At 67.6% G+C, this 21,260-nt stretch carries 18 protein-coding genes and 1 pseudogene; 15 read left to right on the forward strand and 4 right to left on the reverse strand.

All coding sequences use genetic code 11. The features are described 5' to 3' along the window. Positions 1–143: 143 nt before the first annotated feature. Positions 144–2,798: an alanine--tRNA ligase gene (alaS, locus tag EDF69_RS10000; protein ID WP_132883756.1), complete on the forward strand. Its 2,655-nt coding sequence runs from the start codon at positions 144–146 to the stop codon at positions 2,796–2,798. Positions 2,799–3,003: 205 nt separating this feature from the next. Here the strand turns inward: alaS and EDF69_RS10005 are convergent, their stop codons facing one another. Both EDF69_RS10005 and EDF69_RS10010 read right to left on the reverse strand, forming a co-directional pair. Further along, the gene (locus EDF69_RS10005; RefSeq protein ID WP_132883757.1) at positions 3,004–4,776 is read right to left on the reverse strand and encodes a cation:proton antiporter domain-containing protein; all 1,773 of its coding nucleotides are present in this window, start codon (positions 4,774–4,776) and stop codon (positions 3,004–3,006) included. Positions 4,777–4,910: 134 nt separating this feature from the next. Then, on the reverse strand, positions 4,911–6,134 hold the full coding sequence (locus EDF69_RS10010) for an NADP-dependent isocitrate dehydrogenase (protein ID WP_132883758.1): 1,224 nt from the start codon (positions 6,132–6,134) through the stop codon (positions 4,911–4,913). A 147-nt stretch (positions 6,135–6,281) separates the two neighbouring features. Between EDF69_RS10010 and EDF69_RS10015 the strand changes: the two genes are divergently transcribed. Together EDF69_RS10015 and EDF69_RS10020 are read left to right on the forward strand one after the other, a co-directional pair. Beyond that, complete coding sequence (locus EDF69_RS10015) at positions 6,282–7,013, forward strand: phosphatidylserine decarboxylase (RefSeq protein WP_132883759.1); 732 nt, start codon at positions 6,282–6,284, stop codon at positions 7,011–7,013. Between the two features lie 10 nt (positions 7,014–7,023). Next, entirely contained in the window at positions 7,024–7,800 is a 777-nt protein-coding gene (locus EDF69_RS10020) for a CDP-alcohol phosphatidyltransferase family protein (protein ID WP_132883760.1), read from the forward strand. Here the strand turns inward: EDF69_RS10020 and EDF69_RS10025 are convergent. Beyond that, positions 7,754–7,972 (reverse strand): hypothetical protein, encoded by a 219-nt coding sequence (locus tag EDF69_RS10025; protein WP_132883761.1) that lies wholly within the window; start codon positions 7,970–7,972, stop codon positions 7,754–7,756. The genes EDF69_RS10020 and EDF69_RS10025 overlap by 47 nt on opposite strands. A 259-nt stretch (positions 7,973–8,231) precedes the next feature. Here EDF69_RS10025 and rpsB point away from each other — a divergent pair, with 259 nt between their 5' ends. From rpsB to rpmE, 12 genes are all read left to right on the forward strand, one after another. Beyond that, positions 8,232–9,029: a 30S ribosomal protein S2 gene (gene rpsB / locus EDF69_RS10030; protein ID WP_132883762.1), complete on the forward strand. Its 798-nt coding sequence runs from the start codon at positions 8,232–8,234 to the stop codon at positions 9,027–9,029. 87 nt (positions 9,030–9,116) lie between these two features. After that, positions 9,117–10,052, forward strand: coding sequence for a translation elongation factor Ts (gene tsf, locus EDF69_RS10035; protein WP_132883763.1), 936 nt, complete (start codon positions 9,117–9,119; stop codon positions 10,050–10,052). A 160-nt stretch (positions 10,053–10,212) separates the two neighbouring features. Beyond that, positions 10,213–10,941, forward strand: coding sequence for a UMP kinase (pyrH, locus tag EDF69_RS10040; RefSeq protein ID WP_132883764.1), 729 nt, complete (start codon positions 10,213–10,215; stop codon positions 10,939–10,941). 22 nt (positions 10,942–10,963) lie between these two features. Beyond that, positions 10,964–11,521, forward strand: a complete 558-nt coding sequence (gene frr, locus EDF69_RS10045) for a ribosome recycling factor (RefSeq protein ID WP_125959688.1) — start codon at positions 10,964–10,966, stop codon at positions 11,519–11,521. Next, entirely contained in the window at positions 11,518–12,261 is a 744-nt protein-coding gene (locus EDF69_RS10050) for an isoprenyl transferase (RefSeq protein ID WP_165890036.1), read from the forward strand. The genes frr and EDF69_RS10050 overlap by 4 nt, the downstream gene beginning before the upstream one ends. Next, positions 12,258–13,049 carry a phosphatidate cytidylyltransferase gene (locus EDF69_RS10055; RefSeq protein ID WP_132883765.1) on the forward strand — a complete coding sequence of 264 codons (792 nt, stop codon included), beginning with the start codon at positions 12,258–12,260 and terminating at the stop codon, positions 13,047–13,049. Before EDF69_RS10050 ends, EDF69_RS10055 begins: the two co-directional genes overlap by 4 nt. Further along, positions 13,043–14,203 carry a 1-deoxy-D-xylulose-5-phosphate reductoisomerase gene (locus EDF69_RS10060; protein ID WP_204991358.1) on the forward strand — a complete coding sequence of 387 codons (1,161 nt, stop codon included), beginning with the start codon at positions 13,043–13,045 and terminating at the stop codon, positions 14,201–14,203. Before EDF69_RS10055 ends, EDF69_RS10060 begins: the two co-directional genes overlap by 7 nt. After that, complete coding sequence (locus tag EDF69_RS10065; protein WP_125959685.1) at positions 14,200–15,333, forward strand: M50 family metallopeptidase; 1,134 nt, start codon at positions 14,200–14,202, stop codon at positions 15,331–15,333. Before EDF69_RS10060 ends, EDF69_RS10065 begins: the two co-directional genes overlap by 4 nt. A 112-nt stretch (positions 15,334–15,445) precedes the next feature. Continuing rightward, on the forward strand, positions 15,446–18,163 hold the full coding sequence (gene bamA, locus EDF69_RS10070; RefSeq protein ID WP_132883798.1) for an outer membrane protein assembly factor BamA: 2,718 nt from the start codon (positions 15,446–15,448) through the stop codon (positions 18,161–18,163). Next, positions 18,163–18,816 (forward strand): OmpH family outer membrane protein, encoded by a 654-nt coding sequence (locus tag EDF69_RS10075; protein ID WP_132883766.1) that lies wholly within the window; start codon positions 18,163–18,165, stop codon positions 18,814–18,816. Before bamA ends, EDF69_RS10075 begins: the two co-directional genes overlap by 1 nt. 20 nt (positions 18,817–18,836) lie before the next feature. After that, positions 18,837–19,289: a 3-hydroxyacyl-ACP dehydratase FabZ gene (fabZ, locus tag EDF69_RS10080; protein WP_132883799.1), complete on the forward strand. Its 453-nt coding sequence runs from the start codon at positions 18,837–18,839 to the stop codon at positions 19,287–19,289. 129 nt (positions 19,290–19,418) lie between these two features. Next, on the forward strand, positions 19,419–19,649 hold the full coding sequence (gene rpmE / locus EDF69_RS10085) for a 50S ribosomal protein L31 (RefSeq protein ID WP_125959682.1): 231 nt from the start codon (positions 19,419–19,421) through the stop codon (positions 19,647–19,649). A 111-nt stretch (positions 19,650–19,760) separates the two neighbouring features. Here the strand turns inward: rpmE and EDF69_RS10090 are convergent. After that, positions 19,761–21,253: pseudogene (locus EDF69_RS10090) on the reverse strand (alginate export family protein). Positions 21,254–21,260 lie beyond the last annotated feature (7 nt).

Below are 21,260 nucleotides of genomic sequence, written 5' to 3' on the forward strand. Positions count from 1 at the left end.
AACGCCCGGGTCAAGCCGATTGTCCGCGGCGCGGTGACGCTCCCGCCCTTTTTTCGCAGCCTCAGGAACCTTTGGCAAAAGAACGCAACAGGCGCCCGTGCGGATCGCTTGGCAAGGTCGCGGCTTGCTTCTAATCAGCGCGCATGATCTCGACCAACGATGTTCGCCGCTCGTTCCTCGACTATTTCGAGAAGGAGGGGCATGCGCGCGTGCCGTCTGCGCCGCTGGTGCCGCAGAACGACCCGACGCTGATGTTCGTGAACGCCGGCATGGTGCCGTTCAAGAACGTCTTCACCGGGCTGGAGACACGCCCCTACAGCACCGCGACATCGTCGCAGAAGTGCGTGCGTGCCGGCGGCAAGCACAACGACCTCGACAACGTCGGCTACACCGCGCGCCACCACACCTTCTTCGAGATGCTCGGCAACTTCTCGTTCGGCGACTATTTCAAGGATCGCGCGATCGAGCTCGCCTGGAACCTGATCACCCGCGAATGGGGGATCGCCAAGGACCGGCTGCTCGTCACCGTCTACCACACCGACGACCAGGCGGCCGAGCTCTGGAAGAAGATCGCCGGCCTTTCCGACGATCGCATCATCCGCATCGCCACCAAGGACAATTTCTGGGCGATGGGCGACGACGGTCCCTGCGGCCCCTGCTCGGAAATCTTCTTCGATCACGGCGACCACATCGCCGGTGGCCCGCCGGGATCGCCGGACGAGGACGGCGACCGCTTCGTCGAGATCTGGAACCTCGTCTTCATGCAGTATCTGCAGGCGGGGAACGAGATCATCGGCGAGCTGCCGCGCCCGTCGATCGACACCGGCATGGGCCTGGAGCGCGTCGCCGCCGTGCTGCAGGGCGTTCATGACAACTACGACACCGACACCTTCCGCGCGCTGATCGACGAATCGGGTGCGCTCACCGGCGCGGCCACCGACGGCCCGATGCAGGCGAGCCACCGCATCATCGCCGACCATCTGCGCGCCTCGGGCTTCCTGGTCGCGGACGGCGTGCTGCCCGCCAACGAAGGCCGTGGCTATGTGCTCCGCCGCATCATGCGCCGCGCGATGCGCCATGCGCACCTGCTCGGCGCCAAGCAGCCGCTGATGCACCGGATGGTGCCGTCGCTGGTGGCCGAGATGGGCGCCGCCTATCCGGACCTCGTCCGCGCGCAGCCGCTGATCGAGGCGACGCTGCTTCAGGAGGAGACCCGCTTCCGCCAGACGCTCGACAAGGGCCTGCGCTTGCTCGACGAGGCGACCGCCGGCATGGCAAAGGGCGATACGCTCGCGGGCGAGACCGCGTTCAAGCTCTACGACACCTTCGGCTTCCCCTACGACCTGACGGAGGATGCGCTGCGAAGTCAGGGTCTGGGCGTCGATCGCGCCGGCTTCGAAACTGCGATGGCCGAGCAGAAGCGCGCCGCCCGCGCCGCCTGGAAGGGCTCCGGCGCCAAGGCCTCCGACGAGGTCTGGTTCGACATCGTCGAGGAAAGCGGCGCAACCGAATTCACCGGCTATGCAGTCGCCGAAGGGCAGGGCGAAGTGATCGCGCTGGTCCGCGACGGCGCTCGCGTCGACCGGGCCGAGGCCGGCGAGGAGGTGTTCGTCGTCACCAACCAGACGCCTTTCTATGCGGAAAGCGGCGGTCAGGTCGGCGACAGCGGCACGATCGACACCGACAAGGGCCTGTCGGCCACCGTGCTCGACACGTCCAAGCAGCTCGGCAAGCTCCACGTCCACCGCACGCGCATCAACGCCGGCACGCTGGCGGTCGGCGACAGCGTGCACCTGGCGATCGACACCGCACGTCGTGGCCAGATCCGCGCCAACCACTCCGCCACCCATCTGCTGCACGAGGCTCTGCGCGAGCAGCTCGGCACCCACGTCGCACAGAAGGGCAGCCTGGTGGCGCCCGAGCGGCTGCGCTTCGACTTCTCGCAGCCGACGCCGATCTCCCCCGCCGACATCGCCGAGGTGGAGGCGCAGGTGAATGCGCAGGTGCGCGGCAACGGCACCGTCACGACGCGCCTGATGACGCCCGACGACGCCATCGCCATGGGCGCGATGGCGCTGTTCGGCGAGAAGTACGGCGACGAGGTCCGCGTCGTCTCGATGGGCGAAGATGCCGAGGGCACCTATTCGATCGAGTTGTGCGGCGGCACGCACGTCAACGCGCTGGGCGAGATCGGCGTGTTCAAAATCGTCGGCGAGGGCGCCGTGTCGAGCGGCGTCCGCCGCATCGAGGCGTTGACGGGCGAGGCCGCACGCCAGTGGCTCGCCGGCCGCGACGAAAAGCTGCGCGAAGCCGCTGCCCTGCTCAAGGCAACCCCGGACGAGGTGCCCGGTCGCGTCGCGACGCTGGTCGAGGAACGCCGTCGCCTCGAGCGCGAGCTTGCCGAGGCCAAGAAGGCGCTGGCCCTTGGCGGCGGTGCCGGTGCGGCACCCGCGGGTCCGGAAACGGTCGGCGGCGTGGCCTTCGTCGGCCAGGTGCTCGACGGCCTTGAGGCAAAGGCGCTGCGCGGCGCAGTGGATGAAGCCAAGCAGCGCATCGGCTCCGGCGTCGTCGCGCTGGTCGCGGTAAACGACGGCCGCGCCTCGGTCGCAGTCGGCGTCACCGCCGATCTGGTCGGCACCCACAGTGCCGTCGACCTGGTCAAGGCAGCGGTCGCGGCGCTCGGCGGCCAAGGCGGCGGCGGCCGTCCCGACATGGCCCAGGGCGGCGGTCCGGACGGCGACAAGGGCGCCGAAGCGGTTGCCGCAGTCCGTGCAGCACTGGAGCCGGTTGCGGCCTGAACGGGCAGGGGCGGACCAATCTCCGCCCCTGTATTCCTAAGGGCGAAGCCGTACCCCGGCGAAGGCCGGGGCCCAGAGCCACGCGCGTTGCCGCTTCAACGTCTTAGCCGGTTTCCTGAAGCGGAACGGCAATAAGAGTGGCTGCTAAGTTTCTGTAAGATAACGGAAAACCGCCGGGTCCTTGCGCTCGGCAAAGACCGCCGAGCTATCCCGCAACCTCGCTCCGCCGCGTGCGCCGCAAGCGGGGCTCGCGCTCCAGCCCGGCGCCCTCGCGGATCTCGCGACGCAGTTCGTCGCGCTTCTCGTGGATGGAGGCGATCACGGGTCCCATCGCCACCCCCATCTCGACCAGCACCGCCTCCGATAGCTGAAGCGAGCTTTCCAGCGTCTCCGGCACCGCTTCGGTCACCCCCGCCGCATAGAGTTCGGCCGCATGCGCCGCATCGCGCGCGCGCGCGACGATGGTGAGGTTCGGGACCCACCCGCGCACCCGCCGCGCGATCCGCACCGTCAGCACGGGCTCGTCCATCGTCAGGATCAGCGCCGTTGCGCGTCCGAGGTTCAGGCGATCGACGAGCTCCGGCCGAACCACGTCGCCGAAGATCACGGGGTATCCCTGCCGCCGCGCCGCTGCCACCGTGTCGATATTCGATTCCACCGCGATGAACGGCTTGTCGTGCGCACGCAGCATGTCCGCGACCATGCGCCCAACCCGACCGAAGCCGATGATGACGGCGCCCGGCCCCTCCGCGCTCGGCTGCGGTTCCTCGACGCCGCTCCCCAGGTCGATCTTGCGCGCCGCACGTTTGCCGATCATCGCGAGCAGCGGCGTGATCGTCAGGCCGATCGCCGTCACCGTCTGCCAGAAGGCGGCGGTGGAGGGCTGGATCAGATGCGCCTGTGCCGCTGTCGCCAGCACGATCAGCGTCGTCTCCGACGGGCTGGCCATCAGCAGGCTGGTCTCGGCGGCGACGCCGCGGCGCAGACGCGCGACCCGCAGCATCGCGCCGGTGATCAGCGCCTTCACCAGCACCACGCCGCCCACGGCCGCTGCCAGCGACAGCCAATTCTCGGCGATCGACCGCAGGTCCAGGCTCATGCCGACCGTGATCAGGAACACGCCCAGCGCTAGCCCCTTGAAGGGCGCGGTGATCACCTCGACCTCGGTGTGATATTCGGTCTCGGCGATCAGCAGGCCGGCGAGCAGTGCGCCGACGATCGGCGACAAGCCCGCGGCGGTCGTCACCATGCTGGCCACGATCACCACCAGCAGGCTCGCCGACAGGAACAGCTCCGGGCTCTTCGTTCGCGCCGCCTGAGCGAACAACCGCGGCAGGATAAGCCGCCCGCCCACGAACAGCGCGGCGATCGCCACCGTTCCCCAGATCAGCGTGTTGGCGAGACCACCCCAGCCGGCATCCTGCGCATTGGGTGCGAGGGCGCCGAGCGCGAAGATGATCGGCACCAGCGCCAGATCCTCGAACAACAGCATCGAAAAGGCGGTGCGCCCGACCAGGCTGGTCGTGCCCGCCATCGGCAGCACCAGCGCGGTCGACGACAACGCCAGCGCCAGCCCGAGCCCCATCGCGCCCGGAAGCCCCTGGCCGAGCAGGAACAGCGCGCCGGCGATCGCAGCCCCCGACACCAGCAGCTCCGACGCGCCCAGCCCGAACACCTGGCTGCGCATCGCCCACAGGCGCCGGAACGACAGCTCCAGTCCGATCGAGAACAGCAGCAACACGATGCCGAATTCGGCAAAGGGGTCGATCGAGTGTCTGTCCGTGATGGTGACGTGGAACAGCCACGGAAACCGGTCCACCAGCGCGCCCAGTCCGGCGGGGCCAACCAGCACGCCCACCAGGATGAAGCCGATCACCGGGTTGACGCGGAACCGGGCAAACGCCGGGATCACGAGCCCGGCGGCCCCCAGGATCACGAGGGAGTCGCTGAACGGCGTCGAATCGATCGGGAGTGGCATGGCGCCTTTGTTGCGGATGGCGACCCGTCTGCCAACGCCGCGAAGCGCGGCGGGCGCGGTTTACCGCATCCTCAGCAAAAAGGGGCCGGCGGATCGCTCCGCCGGCCCCTCGTTGTTACGCGCTTCGGCGAAGATCAGGCGCCGATCGCGCCCATCTTGCTCTCCAGGTTCACGCGGACCTGCTCGAAGAACTGCTCGGTGGTCATCCAGGGCTGGTCCGGGCCGATCAGGATCGCGAGATCCTTGGTCATGTGGCCGTTCTCCACGGTCTCGATGCAGACGCGCTCCAGCGTCTCGGCGAACTGGGTCACCTCCGGCGTGCCGTCGAACTTGCCGCGGTACTTGAGGCCGCCGGTCCACGCGAAGATCGACGCGATCGGGTTGGTCGAGGTCGCCTTGCCCTGCTCGTGCTGGCGATAGTGGCGCGTGACGGTGCCGTGCGCCGCCTCCGCCTCGATCGTCTTGCCGTCCGGCGTCATCAGCACCGAGGTCATCAGGCCCAGCGAGCCGAAGCCCTGCGCCACCTGGTCCGACTGCACGTCGCCGTCATAGTTCTTGCAGGCCCAGACGAACTCGCCGTTCCACTTCAGCGCGGAGGCGACCATGTCGTCGATCAGGCGGTGCTGGTAGATGATGCCGGCCGCCTGGAACTGGTCGGCGAACTCGGTCGCGAACACCTCTTCGAAGATGTCCTTGAAGCGGCCGTCATAGGCCTTGAGGATGGTGTTCTTGGTCGACAGGTACAGCGGCCAGCCGCGCCCCAGGCTGTAGTTCATGCTGGCGCGGGCGAAGTCGCGGATCGACTCGTCCAGGTTGTACATGCCCATCGCGACGCCCGCTGCCGGGAAGTCGAACACCTCGTGCTCGATAACCTCGCCGTCGACGCCCTCGAACTTCATGGTCAGCTTGCCCGCACCCGGCACCTTGAAGTCGGTCGCCTTGTACTGGTCGCCGAACGCGTGGCGGCCGACGACGATCGGGTGGGTCCAGCCCGGGATCAGCCGCGGCACGTTCTGGATCACGATGGGCTCGCGGAAGATCACGCCGCCCAGGATGTTGCGGATCGTGCCGTTGGGCGAACGCCACATCTTCTTGAGGCCGAATTCCTCGACGCGCGCCTCGTCCGGGGTGATCGTCGCGCACTTCACGCCGACGCCGTACTTCTGGATCGCCTTGGCCGAATCGATCGTGATCTGGTCGTCGGTCTCGTCGCGCTTCTGGATGCCCAGGTCGTAATATTCGAGGTCGATGTCGAGGTACGGGAGGATCAGCCGCTCGCGGATCCATGCCCAGATGATGCGGGTCATCTCGTCGCCGTCGATCTCCACGACGGGCGTCTTCACCTTGATCTTGGCCATGATCTCGCTTTCCGTGTTGGCTGGATGGGTTGCCGTGCGTCCTAGGAGCAACCCGGGCGGCGATCAACCGGGGAGCCGGCCGGGGGAGGGCGCGTCGACCAAGCGCGCGTGTTGTCAGGCGAACGGGGCGCGGGTACACCCGCGTGCATGGCATCCTTGGAAAAACCGCCGATCGTGACGACGACGGTGAAATGGCGCTGGCCCTCGGTTCACCCCGAGGGGCGCAAATATGTAGCGATCTCCGCCATTGTTGCGGCGATCTTCCTCTTCTTCGTCTGGGACGAGCTCGGCTTCGCGCTGGTCGGCTTCACCATCTGGGTGGCCGCCTTCTTCCGCGACCCCATCCGGGTGACGCCCCAGGGCGCCGACCTGATCGTGGCGCCGGCCGACGGTCTCGTGACGATGATTGAGCGCGTACCGCTGCCGCCCGAACTGCGTGGCCCCAACGGCCTCGGCGAAGAGCCGCTGGTCCGCGTCTCGATCTTCATGAGCGTGTTCGACGTCCACATCAATCGCTCGCCGATCGCTGGCACCGTCCGCCAGGTCGTCTACATCTCGGGCAAGTTCCTGAACGCCGACCTCAACAAGGCGAGCGACGAGAACGAGCGCCAGCACATCGTGGTCGAGGACATGTACGGCCGCCGCATCGGCTTCACCCAGATCGCGGGCCTCGTCGCCCGCCGCATCGTCGGCTTCGTGAAGCCGGGCGACATCATCGCCGCCGGCCAGCGCGTCGGCCTGATCCGCTTCGGCAGCCGCGTCGACGTGTTCCTGCCCGACGGCATCGAGCCGCAGGTGATCCTCGGCCAGCGCAGCATCGCAGGGGAAACCATCCTCGGCCGCCCGGCAGTGCCGGCACCCGCCGGCGTCGCGCAGTAAGGCGGCCGCGATGCGTCGTCCTCGTCCCACGCGCGGCATTCCGCTGCGCGCCGTCGCCCCTAACGCGGTCACCGCGCTGGCCCTGTGCTCCGGCCTCACCGGCATTCGCTTTGCGATCGCGGGCGATTGGGAGCGTGCGATCATCATGATCCTGGTCGCGGGCGTGCTGGACGGGATCGACGGCCGCATCGCGCGCCTGGTCCACGGGCAGAGCCGCTTCGGGGCCGAACTCGATTCGCTCTCCGACGCGATCTCCTTCGGCGTCTCGCCCGCGCTGATCCTCTATCTCTGGTCGCTGGTGGCGGCGCCGCGGATCGGATGGATCTGCGCCCTCGTCTATGCAGTCTTCTGTGCGCTCCGGCTCGCCCGCTTCAACGCCCAGATCGACGTCGTGGAGCAGCCGCACAAGTCCGCCGGCTTTCTCACCGGCATTCCCGCACCCGCGGGTGCGGGCCTTGCCATGCTGCCCATCTACATCTGGCTCTGGTCGGGGGAGGCGGTGTTCCGCTCCCCCTGGATTGTCGCGCCCTGGGTGGCGTTCATCGCCTTCCTGATGGTGTCCAGCCTGGCGACCTACAGCTGGTCGTCGCTGAAGCTCCGGCGCAACATCCGGTTCGAGGCGATCGTGGTGGTAGTGATCGTCGCGGCAGCGCTGGTTTCGGCGCCTTGGCAGACGCTGACGGTAGTCTGCGTCGGCTACCTCGCCACGCTGCCCTTCAGCATCCGCTCCTACCGCCGGGTCAAGCGGCTGCGCGAAGGGTCCGCGCCGTCGCCCGCTGCCGGATAAGGTTGCGGCGCGAGGACAGCCGCACCGCCGGCAGGCGCTCCATCGGAACCTCGGGACCATGGCGCAGCAGGCGGGCGATCCGCTGCCACTGCGGCGCCACGGTTGCAACGATGGTCGAGATCGCCACCGCAAGGGTGAGGGCGAAGAGCAGTGAAGCAAACAGACTGGCCATGAAAAACCTCCGAACGCTTGCCGGAACACGGTAACGCTTCTTTAAGACACAAGAAGCGCTCGCCGCTTTGGTTCCGAAATCCTGTTGTGAACATGGTATGTTCCACATCCGTTCCACCTGTCAACGCTTGATCTGAAGCGGCGGCTGGGCTAAGCGCGCCGCCTCAACCCCGCATGGGAAGCGCACATACCGGTGTTCCGGGCCTTGAAGGTCCTCGAATTCCTGCTTCCCAGAGGCTCAACCGGAAGGAGTTATCCCTATGGCGGCACCTGTCGTCTCCATGCAGCAGCTGCTCGAATCGGGCGCGCACTTCGGTCACCAGACCCACCGCTGGAACCCGAAGATGAAGCCGTATATTTTCGGCGACCGTAACGGTGTTCACATCCTCGACCTGTCGCAGACCGTGCCGCTCTTCGCACGCGCGCTCGAGTTCGTGTCGTCGACCGTCGCCGCCGGCGGCAAGGTGCTGTTCGTCGGCACCAAGCGCCAGGCGCAGGAGCCGATCGCCGACGCCGCACGCAAGTCGGGCCAGCACTTCGTCAACCACCGCTGGCTGGGCGGCATGCTCACCAACTGGAAGACGATCAGCAACTCGATCAAGCGCCTCAAGACGCTCGAGGAGCAGCTGTCGGGCGACACGCACGGCCTCACCAAGAAGGAAGTGCTGCAGCTCACCCGTGAGCGCGACAAGCTCGAGCTGTCGCTGGGCGGCATCCGCGACCTGGGCGGCATTCCGGACATCATGTTCGTGATCGACGCCAACAAGGAAGAGCTGGCGATCAAGGAAGCCAACAAGCTCGGCATCCCGGTCGTCGCGATCCTCGACTCGAACGTCTCGCCGGAAGGCATCGCCTTCCCGGTGCCGGCGAACGACGACGCGAGCCGCGCGATCCGCCTGTATTGCGAAGCCATTGCGATCGCCGCGACCCGTGGCGGCCAGCAGCAGATGCAGCAGGCCGACTTCGACGTCGGTGCGATGGACGAGCCGCCGGTCGAGGAGGCGCTGGGCGCCGACCAGACCGTTGCTGCCGAGGGCGAGCAGCAGATCAACGCCTGATCGGCGCGGATCGAACGACTTCCGGGCGGGGTGGGGCAGGTGCCTCGCCCCGCCCGTAGCTTTAGCTGAGATACAAGGAACCAGGACATGGCAGAGATCACCGCCGCCGCCGTCAAGGAACTGCGCGAGCGTTCGGGCGCGGGCATGATGGATTGCAAAAAGGCGCTGGCCGAGAGCGGCGGCGACATGGAAGCGGCCGTCGATTGGCTGCGTACCAAGGGCCTTGCTGCCGCCGCCAAGAAGTCCAGCCGCACCGCGGCCGAGGGCTTGGTCGGCGTCGCGGTTGCCGGCACCATCGGTGCTGCGGTCGAGGTCAACTCGGAAACCGACTTCGTCGCGAAGAACGAGCAGTTCCAGAACTTCGTCCGTGAAGTGACCCAGGTCGCGCTGTCGGTCGGCGACGATGTCGAGGCGATCAAGGCCGCGGCGATGCCGTCGGGCACCACCGTGGGCGACGTCCTCACCCACAACATCGCCACCATCGGCGAGAACCAGTCGCTCCGCCGCGCCAAGCGCCTCGAAGTGACCAGCGGTGCGATCGTCCCGTACGTCCACAACGCGACCTCGGCCGGCCTCGGCAAGATCGGCGTGCTCGTCGCGCTCGAATCGACCGCTCCGGACGAAGTGCTCCAGAAGCTCGGCAAGGACTTGGCGATGCACATCGCCGCGGCCTTCCCGCTGGCGCTGTCGGTCGACGCCCTCGACCCGGAAGTCGTCGAGCGCGAAGCTGCGGTTCTGCGTGAGAAGAACGCCGAAAAGATCGTCGGCAAGAGCGCCGAAGTGGCCGAGAAGATTCTCAACGGCCCGATCGAGAAGTTCAAGAAGGAGAACGCGCTCCTGACCCAGGCATTCGTCATGGACGGCAAGACGCCGGTTCAGGACGTGATCGCCAAGGCGGGCAAGGACGCCGGCGCCACCATCGTGCTGAAGGACTACGTCCGCTTCCAGCTCGGCGAGGGCATCGAGAAGGAAGAGAGCGACTTCGCGGCAGAGGTTGCGGCAACCGCCGGCCTCACCAAGTAAGTGTCGCTTTTCTCGCGATTTCTTCGGGCGGGCGCGGCTACCTTCGGGTGGTCGCGCCCGTCCTCGTATTCACGGGATCTGCACGGCATCTGCGCTTGGCATCGCAGCCGCTGCCGCCTAAGGTCCGCGCCATTCCCGAACCCCGTACGTACAAGGTGTCATGACCCTGCCTCGCTTCGATCGCATCCTTTTGAAACTCTCGGGCGAGGTCCTGATGGGGCCGGGTCAGTTCGGCATCGATCCCGCCACCTGCGATCGCGTTGCGCGGGAAGTGAAGGCTGCTCGAGACGAGGGGCATGAACTCTGCCTCGTCGTCGGTGGCGGCAACATCTTCCGCGGCCTCGCCGGTGCCGCCCAGGGCTTCGACCGCGCCAGCGCCGATTACATGGGCATGCTGGCGACCGTGATGAACGCGCTCGCCATGCAGAACGCGCTGGAGCGGATCGGTGTCGAGACGCGCGTCCAGTCGGCGATCCCGATGGCATCGGTGTGCGAGCCGTACATCCGCCGTCGCGCGGTCCGCCACATGGAGAAGGGGCGGGTCGTGATCTTCGCCGCCGGCACCGGCAGCCCGTTCTTCACGACCGACACGACCGCCGCGCTCCGCGCCGCCGAAATGAACTGCAGTGCGCTGTTCAAGGGTACCAGCGTCGACGGCGTCTACGATGCCGATCCGAAGAAGGTGCCCACTGCCAAGCGCTACGACACGCTGAGCTTCGGGCGGGTGCTCGCGGACGACCTCAAGGTGATGGACGCGAGCGCCGTCGCGTTGTGCCGCGACAACGACATTCCCATCGTCGTGTTCAACATTCGCGACGAGGGCAATCTGGCAGCCGTGCTGCGCGGTCAGGGCACCGCCACCGTCGTCCAGAACCAGACCAACGCTTAAAAGAAGAACAGGAGCCTGATTCATGGCCGCATATAGCAAGGCCGACCTCGAACGCCGCATGGCCGGCGCGGTCGAGGCGCTGAAGGGCGATCTGGGCGGTCTCCGGACCGGCCGCGCCTCCGTCTCGCTGCTCGATCCGGTGACGGTCGAGGTCTATGGCGCACACATGCCGCTCAACCAGGTCGCGACCGTGTCTGCGCCTGAGCCGCGCATGCTCTCCGTCCAGGTGTGGGACAAGACCAACGTCGGTCCGGCCGACAAGGCGATTCGCTCCGCCGGCCTCGGCCTCAACCCGATCGTCGACGGCCAGACGCTGCGCCTGCCGATCCCCGACCTGACGGAAGAGCGTCGCAAGGAACTTGCGAAGCTCGCCGGCCAATATGCTGAAAAGGCACGTATTGCGGTTCGCAATGTGCGTCGCGACGGCATGGACAGCCTGAAGGCCGACGAGAAGAAGGGCCTGATGTCCGAGGACGAGCGCAAGCGCCACGAGACCGAGGTGCAGAAGCTCACCGACGCGACCATCGCCGATCTCGACGCGGCCGCCGCGGCCAAGGAAAAGGAAATCCTGGGCAAGTGAGGTCGCTTGCGGCTTCGGTTCCGGCGTCGGGTGGGACGGGTGCTGCAGTGCCGCGCCACGTCGCGATCATCATGGACGGGAACGGCCGCTGGGCGAAGGCTCGGCGGCTGCCGCGGATCGCCGGCCACCGCCAGGGAGCCGAGGCGGTGCGCCGTGTCGCCCGCGCCGCGCGCGAACTCGGGATCGAGGCGCTCACCCTCTACGCCTTCTCGTCCGAGAACTGGCGCCGGCCGGAGGAAGAGGTCAGCGATCTCATGGGCCTGCTGCGCCATTTCCTGCGCAGTGAGATCGACGAACTCGCACGCGAGAACGTCCGGCTGCAGGTCATCGGCGACTGGCGCCGTCTCTCGCCCGATCTCGTCCGGCTGATCGAGGACGCGATCGCGCGCACGGCCCGCAACACCGGCTGCCAGCTCGCGATCGCGCTCAACTATGGGGCCCAGGCGGAGATCGCCGCCGCCGCCCGCCAGCTCGCCGCCCGCGTGCGCGATGGCGAAATGGCCGTCGAGGCGATCGACGAGGCGGCGATCGAGGAGGCGCTCACCACCCGCGAGCTGCCGCCGCTCGATCTCCTGATCCGCACGTCGGGCGAAGTGCGGCTTTCGAACTTCCTGCTGTGGCAGGCCGCCTATGCCGAGCTGCTGTTCGTCGATACGCTCTGGCCCGACTTCGGCGCCGATGCGCTCGCCGACGCGGTCGCCCAGTTCGGCCGCCGTCACCGCCGCTTCGGTGGTCTGTGAGCGAACCTTCGGCGCCCCCGCGGCGTTCTGATCTGGGCGTCCGCGCGGTCGCGGGCGTCGCCATGATCGGCGTCGCCGGCCTCGCGCTCTACGCGGGCGGCTTCCTCTTCTGGCTGCTGGTGGCCGTCGCGGCGCTGTTCATGATGGCGGAGTGGGCGGACCTCCACCGCACCGCCTATGCGGACAAGCGCCTCGCGCAGTTCGCGCTCTTCGTGCCCGTCGCGATCATGGCGCCGCTCGCCGCCGGACCCGGGTTCCTCGCCCTCGGCCTGATCGTGGGTGCCGCCTTCTTCACGGTCATCATCACGCGCCGCCCGGGCCTCGCCCACGGCATCGTCTATGTGGGGCTTCCGGTCCTGGCGCTGCTGCTGCTGCGGAACCAGGAACACGGCGTGCTGCTCAGCCTCTGGGCGATGGCCCTGGTCTGGGCCTGCGACATCGGCGCCTATTTCGCCGGGCGCTCGATCGGCGGCCCGAAGCTCGCGCCCACCATCAGCCCCAACAAGACTTGGGCCGGCCTCATCGGCGGCGTGCTCGCGGCGAGCGTCTTCGGCGCGGTGCTCCAGCCGCTCGGCCTTCCGCTCCACCTGGTGCTCGCGACGCCGCTCCTCGCCGTGCTGGCGCAGATGGGCGACCTGTACGAGAGCCAGCTCAAGCGTCGCGCCGGCGTCAAGGACTCGGGCAACATCCTCCCTGGCCACGGCGGCGTGCTGGACCGGCTCGACGGCCTCGTGCCCGTCGCACCCGCCGCCGCGCTGATGGTCGAGCTTGCGAAGATCACATGGTGAAGCGCGTTTCCATCCTGGGCGCGACGGGGTCGATTGGCACCTCGACGCTGGACCTGATCGTCCGCGCGCCCGACCAGTTCGAGGTGCTGGCCCTCACGGCCAACCGCGACGTGAAGAAGCTGGCCGAGGCCGCGATCCGCACCCGCGCCCGCCGCGCCGTGGTCGCCGATCCAGAGTGCCTCGACGCGCTGCGCGACGCGCTCGCCGGCAGCGATACCGAGGCGGCGGCAGGCCCGGATGCCGTGGCCGAAGCGGCCGCGATGGGCGCCGACTGGACCATGGCGGCGATCGTCGGCACCGCCGGCCTTCGCCCGGTCATGGCCGCGCTCCAGACCGGCGCGACCGTCGCGCTCGCCAACAAGGAGGCGCTGGTCTCCGCCGGTGCCGTCGCGACCGCCGCTGCCCGCGCCCATGGCGCGACGCTGCTGCCGGTCGACTCCGAGCACAACGCCGTTTTCCAGTGCTTCGATTTCGCAGCACCCGAGCGGGTGCGCCGCATCGTGCTCACCGCCAGCGGCGGTCCGTTCCGCGAGACCAGCCTGGAGGCGATGCGCGCGATCACCCCCGCCCAAGCGGTCGCCCACCCGAACTGGTCGATGGGCGCCAAGATCTCGGTCGATTCCGCCACCATGATGAACAAGGGGCTGGAGCTGATCGAGGCGTTCCACCTCTTCCCGGTTTCCGCCGAGCAGCTCGACGTCATCGTCCATCGGCAGTCGGTGGTGCATTCGATGGTGGAGTATGTCGACGGCTCCGTGCTCGCGCAGATGGGCACGCCCGATATGCGCACCCCAATCGCGCACACGCTCGCCTGGCCCGATCGCATGGCGACGCCCTGCGCTCCGCTCGATCTCGCCGCGATCGGCCGCCTCGATTTCGAGCCTGCCGACCCCGTCCGCTTCCCCGCGCTCTCGCTCGCGCGCGCCGCGCTTCAGGCAGGCGGCGCCCGCCCGGCGATCCTGAACGCCGCCAACGAAGTCGCGGTCGCGGCATTCCTTGCCGGCAAGATCGGGTTCCTCGAAATTGCCGCAATCGTGGACGATACCCTGGAGCGCTATGATCCGGAGGCCCCGGCCACGCTCGACGCGGTGCTCGCCGTCGACGGGGAGGCCCGAAGGCTGGCGGGAGAGCGTGTGAAGGACTGCGTCGCTTGATCGAAGGCCCGGGCTTCCTGCTGAGTGTGCTCGCCTTTCTGCTGGCGCTCGGCCCGCTCGTATTCGTCCATGAACTCGGCCACTATCTCGCCGGCCGACGGTTCGGGGTGAAGGTGGAGGCGTTCTCGGTCGGCTTCGGGCGTGAGATCGGCGGCTTCACCGACCGGCACGGCACCCGCTGGAAGTTCGGATGGCTCCCGCTCGGCGGCTATGTCCGCTTTGCCGGCGACATGAACCCGGCCAGCCAGCCGTCCGCGGAATGGCTCTCGCTGCCCGCCGCCGAGCGCAGCGGCACGTTCCAGGCCAAGCCCTTGTGGCAGCGCGCGATCATCGTCGCGGCAGGCCCGATCATCAACTTCCTGGTCGCGATCCTGATCCTGGCCGGCTTCGCGCTCGCCTATGGCGAGAGCCGCACCCCGCCGACGATCGGCCTCGTCGGGCCGAACAGCGCTGCCGCCGCCGCCGGTCTCCGGCCGGGCGACCGCATCCTGTCGATAGGTGGGCGCAGCGTCGACACCTTCGACGACGTCGCGCGCTACACCCGCATTCGCCCCGGCGAGGCGAGCACCATCCAGCTGGTTCGCGAAGGTCAGGTGCAGACGGTTCCGGTCACGCTTGGCACCACGACCGAGAGGGACCGCTTCGGCAACGTCTTCCGGCTCGGGCAGCTCGGCATCGGCCCGGCGGGGCGCGTGATCGAGCCCGTGGGCGTGCTGGAGGCGCCGGTGGTGGCCGTCCGCCAGACCGGCCAGATGGTCGGCATGATGGTCGACACGCTGTGGCAGATCGTCAGCGGGCGTCGGCCGGTGTCGGAGCTCGGCGGCCCGATCAGCATCGCGCGCGCTTCCGGCGAGCAGCTGGTGCTCGGGCCTCAGGCGTTCGTGTTCCTGGTGGCGCTGATCTCGATTAACTTGGGGTTCATCAACCTCTTGCCAGTTCCCATGCTGGATGGCGGCCATCTTCTCTTCTACGCCATCGAGGCGGTTCGCCGCCGGCCCACCGATCCGCGGGTCGTGGAATGGGCTTTCCGTGGCGGCGTGATGGCGATCCTGGCATTGATGGTTCTGGTGACGGCGAACGATCTTGGTTCGCTCGGTCTTTGGCGGGGTTTGTCCGGCTTGATCGGGTGAGCGGGTTAGGGCAGGGCGGACGCGATCCGCATGCCGTGTGTGTTGTACGGCTTACCGACTGGGGTGGGATGTGACGAAGGTTTCCAACTACGGCGTGCGCGCGACCGTGCTGATGGCAGGAACGATGCTGTCGGGTGTGGCGATGGCGCAGACGACGCCGACCGCCCCCGCTGCGCAGGCGCAGCAGGCTGCTCCTGCGGCGACCCCTCCGGTGGTCGTTTCGGCTCCGGTCCGCAACATCCGGTCGCTCACCGTGCGCGGTTCGCAGCGCATCGAGCCGGACACGGTGCTGTCCTATACGAAGCTGCGCGTGGGCCAGCCCTACACCACCGAGAGCCTTGACCAGGCGATCGTCGACCTGCTCGCGTCCGATCTGCTCGCCGACGCGCAGATCGAGGGCGTCGAGACCGGCGACATCGTCGTCGTCGTGCGCGAGAACCCGATCATCAACCGCGTGGTGCTGGAGGGCAACAAGCGGCTGAAGGACGACAAGATCGTCAAGGAGATCAAGCTCGCGCCGCGGCAGATCTTCACCCGCACCGCGGTGCGTGCCGACGTGGCGCGCATCGTCGAGCTGTATCGCCGCCAGGGCCGCTTCGCCGCCTCGGTCGAGCCGCAGATGGTCATGCTCGACCAGAACCGCGTCGACGTGGTGTTCGAGATCAACGAGGGACCGAAGAGCAAGGTCCGCCAGATCAACATCATCGGCAACGACCAATATTCGGATTCCGATCTCCGCAAGGAGATGTACACGAAGCAGGCGCGTACCTTCCGGATCTTCAGCTCGAACACCAGCTATGACCAGGACCGGCTCGCCGCCGATCAGCAGAAGCTGCGCCAGTTCTACCTGACCGAGGGCTATGCCGATTTCCGCGTGATCTCGGCCGTGGCGGAGCTCACGCCCGACAAGCGCGACTTCATCATCACCTATGTGGTGGAGGAAGGGCCGCGCTATAAGTTCGGCGACGTGAAGGTCGACAGCGCGATCCGCGACTTCGACGGCGAAAAGCTCGCCGCGACGCTGCCGATGAAGAAGGGCGACTGGTACAACGCCAAGCTGGTCGAGGACTCGATCGACAGCCTCAGCCAGTATGCCGGGCTCTACGGCTACGCCTTCACTGACGTTCGCCCGGAATTCCAGCGCGATCGCGAAGCGCTGACGATGGGGATCAACTTCTTCCTCGCCGAGGCGAACCGCACCTACGTCGAGCGGGTGGAGATCACCGGCAACACGCAGACCCAGGACAAGGTGATCCGCCGCGAAATGCGCGTGGCCGAGGGCGACGCCTTCAACGCCTTCATGGTGAAGCGCTCGCAGGACCGCATCAACTCGCTGGGCTATTTCCAGGACAAGTTCGAGATCAAGCAGGAGCAGGGCTCGACCCCTGACCGCATCATTCTTGCGGCGAACGTCGAGGAGCGCTCGACCGGTGAGCTCTCGCTCTCGGCCGGTTTCTCGAGCCTCGAAAAGTTCATCCTGCAGGCGTCGATCCGGCAGAACAACTTCCGCGGCAAGGGGCAGACGCTCTCGGCCAGCGCCAGCTATTCGAGCTACTCGAAGTCGATCGAGCTGGGCTTCACCGAGCCGTATCTGTTCGACAAGAACATCGCGCTCGGCGGCACGCTGTTCCGGCGCGACTACAACTCGTTCAACTATTACGGCAGCGGTCGCGATCGCAACGACCTCTACTCGCAGCTCTCGACCGGCGGCACGCTCGTCGCTGGTGTCCCGCTCACCGAATATTGGCAGCTCTCGGGCCGCTACACGCTGCAGCAGGACAAGGTCACGCTCGACGAGGACACCTACTACACCAACGGTGAGTGCGATCCGCTCAAGGCGGGCCGCTACCTCTGCGATGCGATCGGCAACCGCCTGACCTCCTCGATCGGCCTCTCGCTGATCTATGACAGCCTCAACAGCCGCCTGCGTCCGAGCCGCGGTTCGCGGGTCGTCCTCGGCGCCGACTTCGCCGGCCTGGGCGGCGATGTCCGCTACATCCGCGGCCGCTTCGACGGCGACAAATATTGGAACCTCGGGGGCTGGGTGCTGTCGGCAGGGCTCGAGGGCGGCTATATCCACGCCCTTCAGGACAGCCCGGGGCCGGGGATCGATCCGGTTCGCATCACCGACCGCTTCTACCTCGGCGAACCGCAGTTCCGCGGCTTCGACATCCGCGGCGTGGGCCCGCGCATCCGCCGTACCTATATGACGGGCGACGCGGCCTCGGGTACGCAGGCGCTCACCACCGACAACAGCTACGACGATCCGCTGGGCGGCAAGGCCTATTACCTGGGCAAGCTCGAGCTCGAGCCGCCGCTCGGGTCGGGCATTTCCGAGCTCGGCCTGCGCCCGTCGGTCTTCGTCCAGATCGGCTCGCTGTTCAGCCTGACGCGTCCGCGTCCGACGGCCGAGTTCGAACAGGCGACCGACGCCAGCGGGAACCCCATGTTCAACAAGGACGGCTCGCCGTCGCTGCTGCCCCGCGTCGATCCGATCCGGACCGATACCGGCCAGGCGCTGTACCTCAACAGCTTCACCAACTCGAGCGGCAGCACCTCGACTCGCCTCACCACCTGTACGACCGGCTATTCCGCCACCTATGGCGGCACCTGCGTCGGCGGTGAGACGAACGTCGCGGCGGTCAACACGGTCGCGCCGTTCCTTGAGGAATATTACGGCGATACCTGGAAGCCGCGTCTGTCGGTTGGTATCGGCGTCAACTGGAACTCGCCGTTCGGGCCGCTGCGGATTGACGTGGCCAAGGCGTTGCTCAAGCAAAAGGGCGACGACACCAAGCTCATTACCTTCAACGTAGGGACTCAATTCTGATGCGTAGCTTCTCCAAGGCGGCGCTCGCCGCACTCGTCACCGTTTCCGCTACTTCGGTCGCGGCGCCTGCGTTCGCGCAGGTGCAGGGCCTCGGCGTCGTCGACCTGCAGGAGGCGGTGCGCCGCTCCAACGCGTTCACGACCGCGATGACCCAGATCCAGACGACCTACAAGGCGCAGATCGATCAGGCGAACACCCGCCGCACCGCGATCCAGAACGAGCTGAAGCCGCAGGTCGATGCGTTCGAGGCGGCCCGTCGCGCGCCTAACGCGAACCAGCAGGCGCTCCAGACCCAGTACCAGGGTATCCAGCAGCGCGAGCAGACCGCACAGCAGGAACTGGGCCGCATCCTTCAGCCGGTCCAGCTCGCCCAGGCCTATGTCAACGAGCAGATCGTCCGTCAGCTCGAGCCGGCGCTCGATCGCGTGATGGCAGCGCGCCGCCTGTCGGTGATCCTGCCTCCCGACGCGACCGTGAAGTCGCTGCCGGCGGCACAGGTCACCAACGACGTGATCGCCGAGCTGAACCGCTCGGTCCCCAGCGTCCAGATCACCCCGCCGGCCGGTTGGCAGCCGGGTGGCCAGCAGGGGGCTCCGGGTGCAGCCGCACCGGCTCCGGCGCCCGCCACCGGCACGAAGCCGAAGGGTCGCTGATCGTGGCGGCAGACGGTGTCATGACCCAGCCGTACGACATCAAGCGAGTCATGGCGGCGCTGCCGCACCGCTACCCCATGCTGCTGGTCGACCGGGTCGAGGAACTCGTGCTCGACCAGCGCATCACGGCGATCAAGGCCGTCTCGATGAACGAGGAGTTCTTCCAGGGACACTTCCCCGGACGGCCGATCATGCCGGGCGTGCTCCAGGTGGAGGCGCTCGCGCAGGCTGCCGGCGTGCTCGCGGTCGAAAGCCTGGGCCTCGCCGGCTCGGGCAAGCTCGTCTACTTCATGTCGATCGACGGCGTGAAGTTCCGCAAGCCGGTGGAGCCGGGCGTGCTGCTGAAGCTCGAGGTCGAGTTCGTCCAGAAGCGCTCGCGCGTCTGCAAGTTCGCGGGCAAGGCGCTGCTGGACGGCGAAGTCGCGACCGAATGCGAGTTCACCGCCATGATCGCGGACCCGCCCAAGGCGTGATCTTGGACTAACTTTCGACTAACTTTCCGCCTCTCGGGCGGCCTGCCGCTTGCGGTGGGCCGCCCTTGCGTGTAGGGCGCGCCCTTCGTTCCGGCTGGTCGGAAACCAGCCATTCACAGGAGCTTGATCATGAAGAAAGACATCCATCCCGACTATCACACCATCAAGGTGCAGATGACCGACGGGACCGTGTTCGAGACCCGCTCCACCTGGGGCAAGGAAGGCGACACGATGCAGCTCGACATCGATCCGCTGGCGCACCCGGCCTGGACCGGTGGCAACCAGCGCCTGCTGGACGCGGGCGGCCAGGTCGCGCGCTTCAACAAGCGCTTCGGCGGCCTCACGCTCGGCAAGAAGTAAGCCCGGGCGGGGCTCGCCCCGCGACGGCTTGCCGCACGAGATACGACGCCCGTCGGCTTGGAGCCGGCGGGCGTTCGTGTGTCCGGGGGAGGCAGGCTTCTGGCTGCCCGCCTAGAAGCGGAAGCTGATCCAGCCTCCCAGGAAGTCGGAGTCGGTGTAGCCGGCCCGCGTAAGGACCGGGCCTGCCGCAAGATGCTCGTAGCGTCCCGTCAGGGAGACGCGCGGCGACAGGCTGTAGATCGCCTGCAATCGAGCGACGTCGCCGACCTTGTGCCCGCCGACCAGCTCGGTGCCGGCAAAGGCAGTGCCGTTGGCCCGGTACACGGCGTCCGCTGCGGAGTCGCGCCAGCTCAGCTGGTACTCCGCCGTCACCCGCAGCTTCTTGAGCGGGGTGAAGGTGACGTTGGGCGCCAGTGCCACCAGGTTGGTCGGCGTCAGCGCCAGCTGGTAGCTGTAGTAGATGTTGTTGCCGAAGGGGGCGATGGCGTTGCGCAGCTTCCCCGCGTCATAGGCGCCGCCGCCGGTCGCATAATCGACGTGGAAGCCGACCCGTGGCGCGGTGCTCCCGCTCCCGATGCGGTAGGTCTGCGCAAGGAGCAGCTGCCACGCGTCGATGTTCCGGTTGCCGAAGCTGCCGCCTTGGTGGTTGACCGTCCAGTCGAGCGTCACCGGACCCGCCTCGCCCCACAGGTGCGCGCCCTGATAATGGCGCTCCTCGCGAGCCGTTACGCCTCCCCAAGAAGCATTGTCGTCGCGCAGCCGCCAGATAAACGGGTCCAGGTACAGCTTGGCGCCCTCTGCCACCGGCGGCAGCACGATCCCAAGGGTGATTCCCGAGAAGCGCTGCCGTCGTCCACGCGATCGTCGCCGGTGCCCTCGGTGCCCAGGCTGGTGAACTTGAAGTCGAACACGTCGGCGCGTACCCGCCGCCCCCGCACCCAGGCGCGGGCGCCGTTCAGGACGAAGCGGATGGTGTTGTTGTCGCGCTGCGAGGTGAGGAGGTTGGGGCCGTCGGTGAACTCCTGCCGGCCGTAGCGCACGCCCACCGCAGCGCCCGCGACTCGGGCATTCCCTTCGACGAACGCCTGCTGCACGACCAGATCGTTGCGAAGGTTCGCCGCCACCGTCCCCAGGTTGCGTCCGTCGAGCCCGCCGTGGGCGATCTCTCCATAGGCGCGGAAATGCGGCCCCACGTGCAGATCGGCGCCCGCGACGATGCGGTTGATGTCCTGGCGTTGCGCGTCGGCTTCGCGAAGACCCGGGTTGGTCGTCTCGTTGACCCGAAGCCGCAGTTCGCCCGACAGGGTCAGGTACACATCGCCGTTGCTGTCGATCGGCAGGCACTTCAGCCGGTCCAGGGGATCATCGCGCTTTGCCGGATCGCAAAGGCTGCGCCAATTCTCCGCCCAGCGAGACAGGTTATAGCCTTCGCTCGTGGCGCCTTCGCCCGTCGCCGCGGAAGGATAGCTGTCCGCTACCGGGGTCGCCGGGGTCGGGCTCGGACGCGTTTCCTTGGGCGCCGGGCTCGTCTGCGCCTTGGCACCTGCGGGAAGAAGTGCCGCGACCGACGCAGCGCCAACGGCGTACCGCAACAGGCTACTCATGAACCGC

It is taken from the genome of Sphingomonas sp. JUb134, from assembly GCF_004341505.2.
GTDB lineage: Bacteria > Pseudomonadota > Alphaproteobacteria > Sphingomonadales > Sphingomonadaceae > Sphingomonas.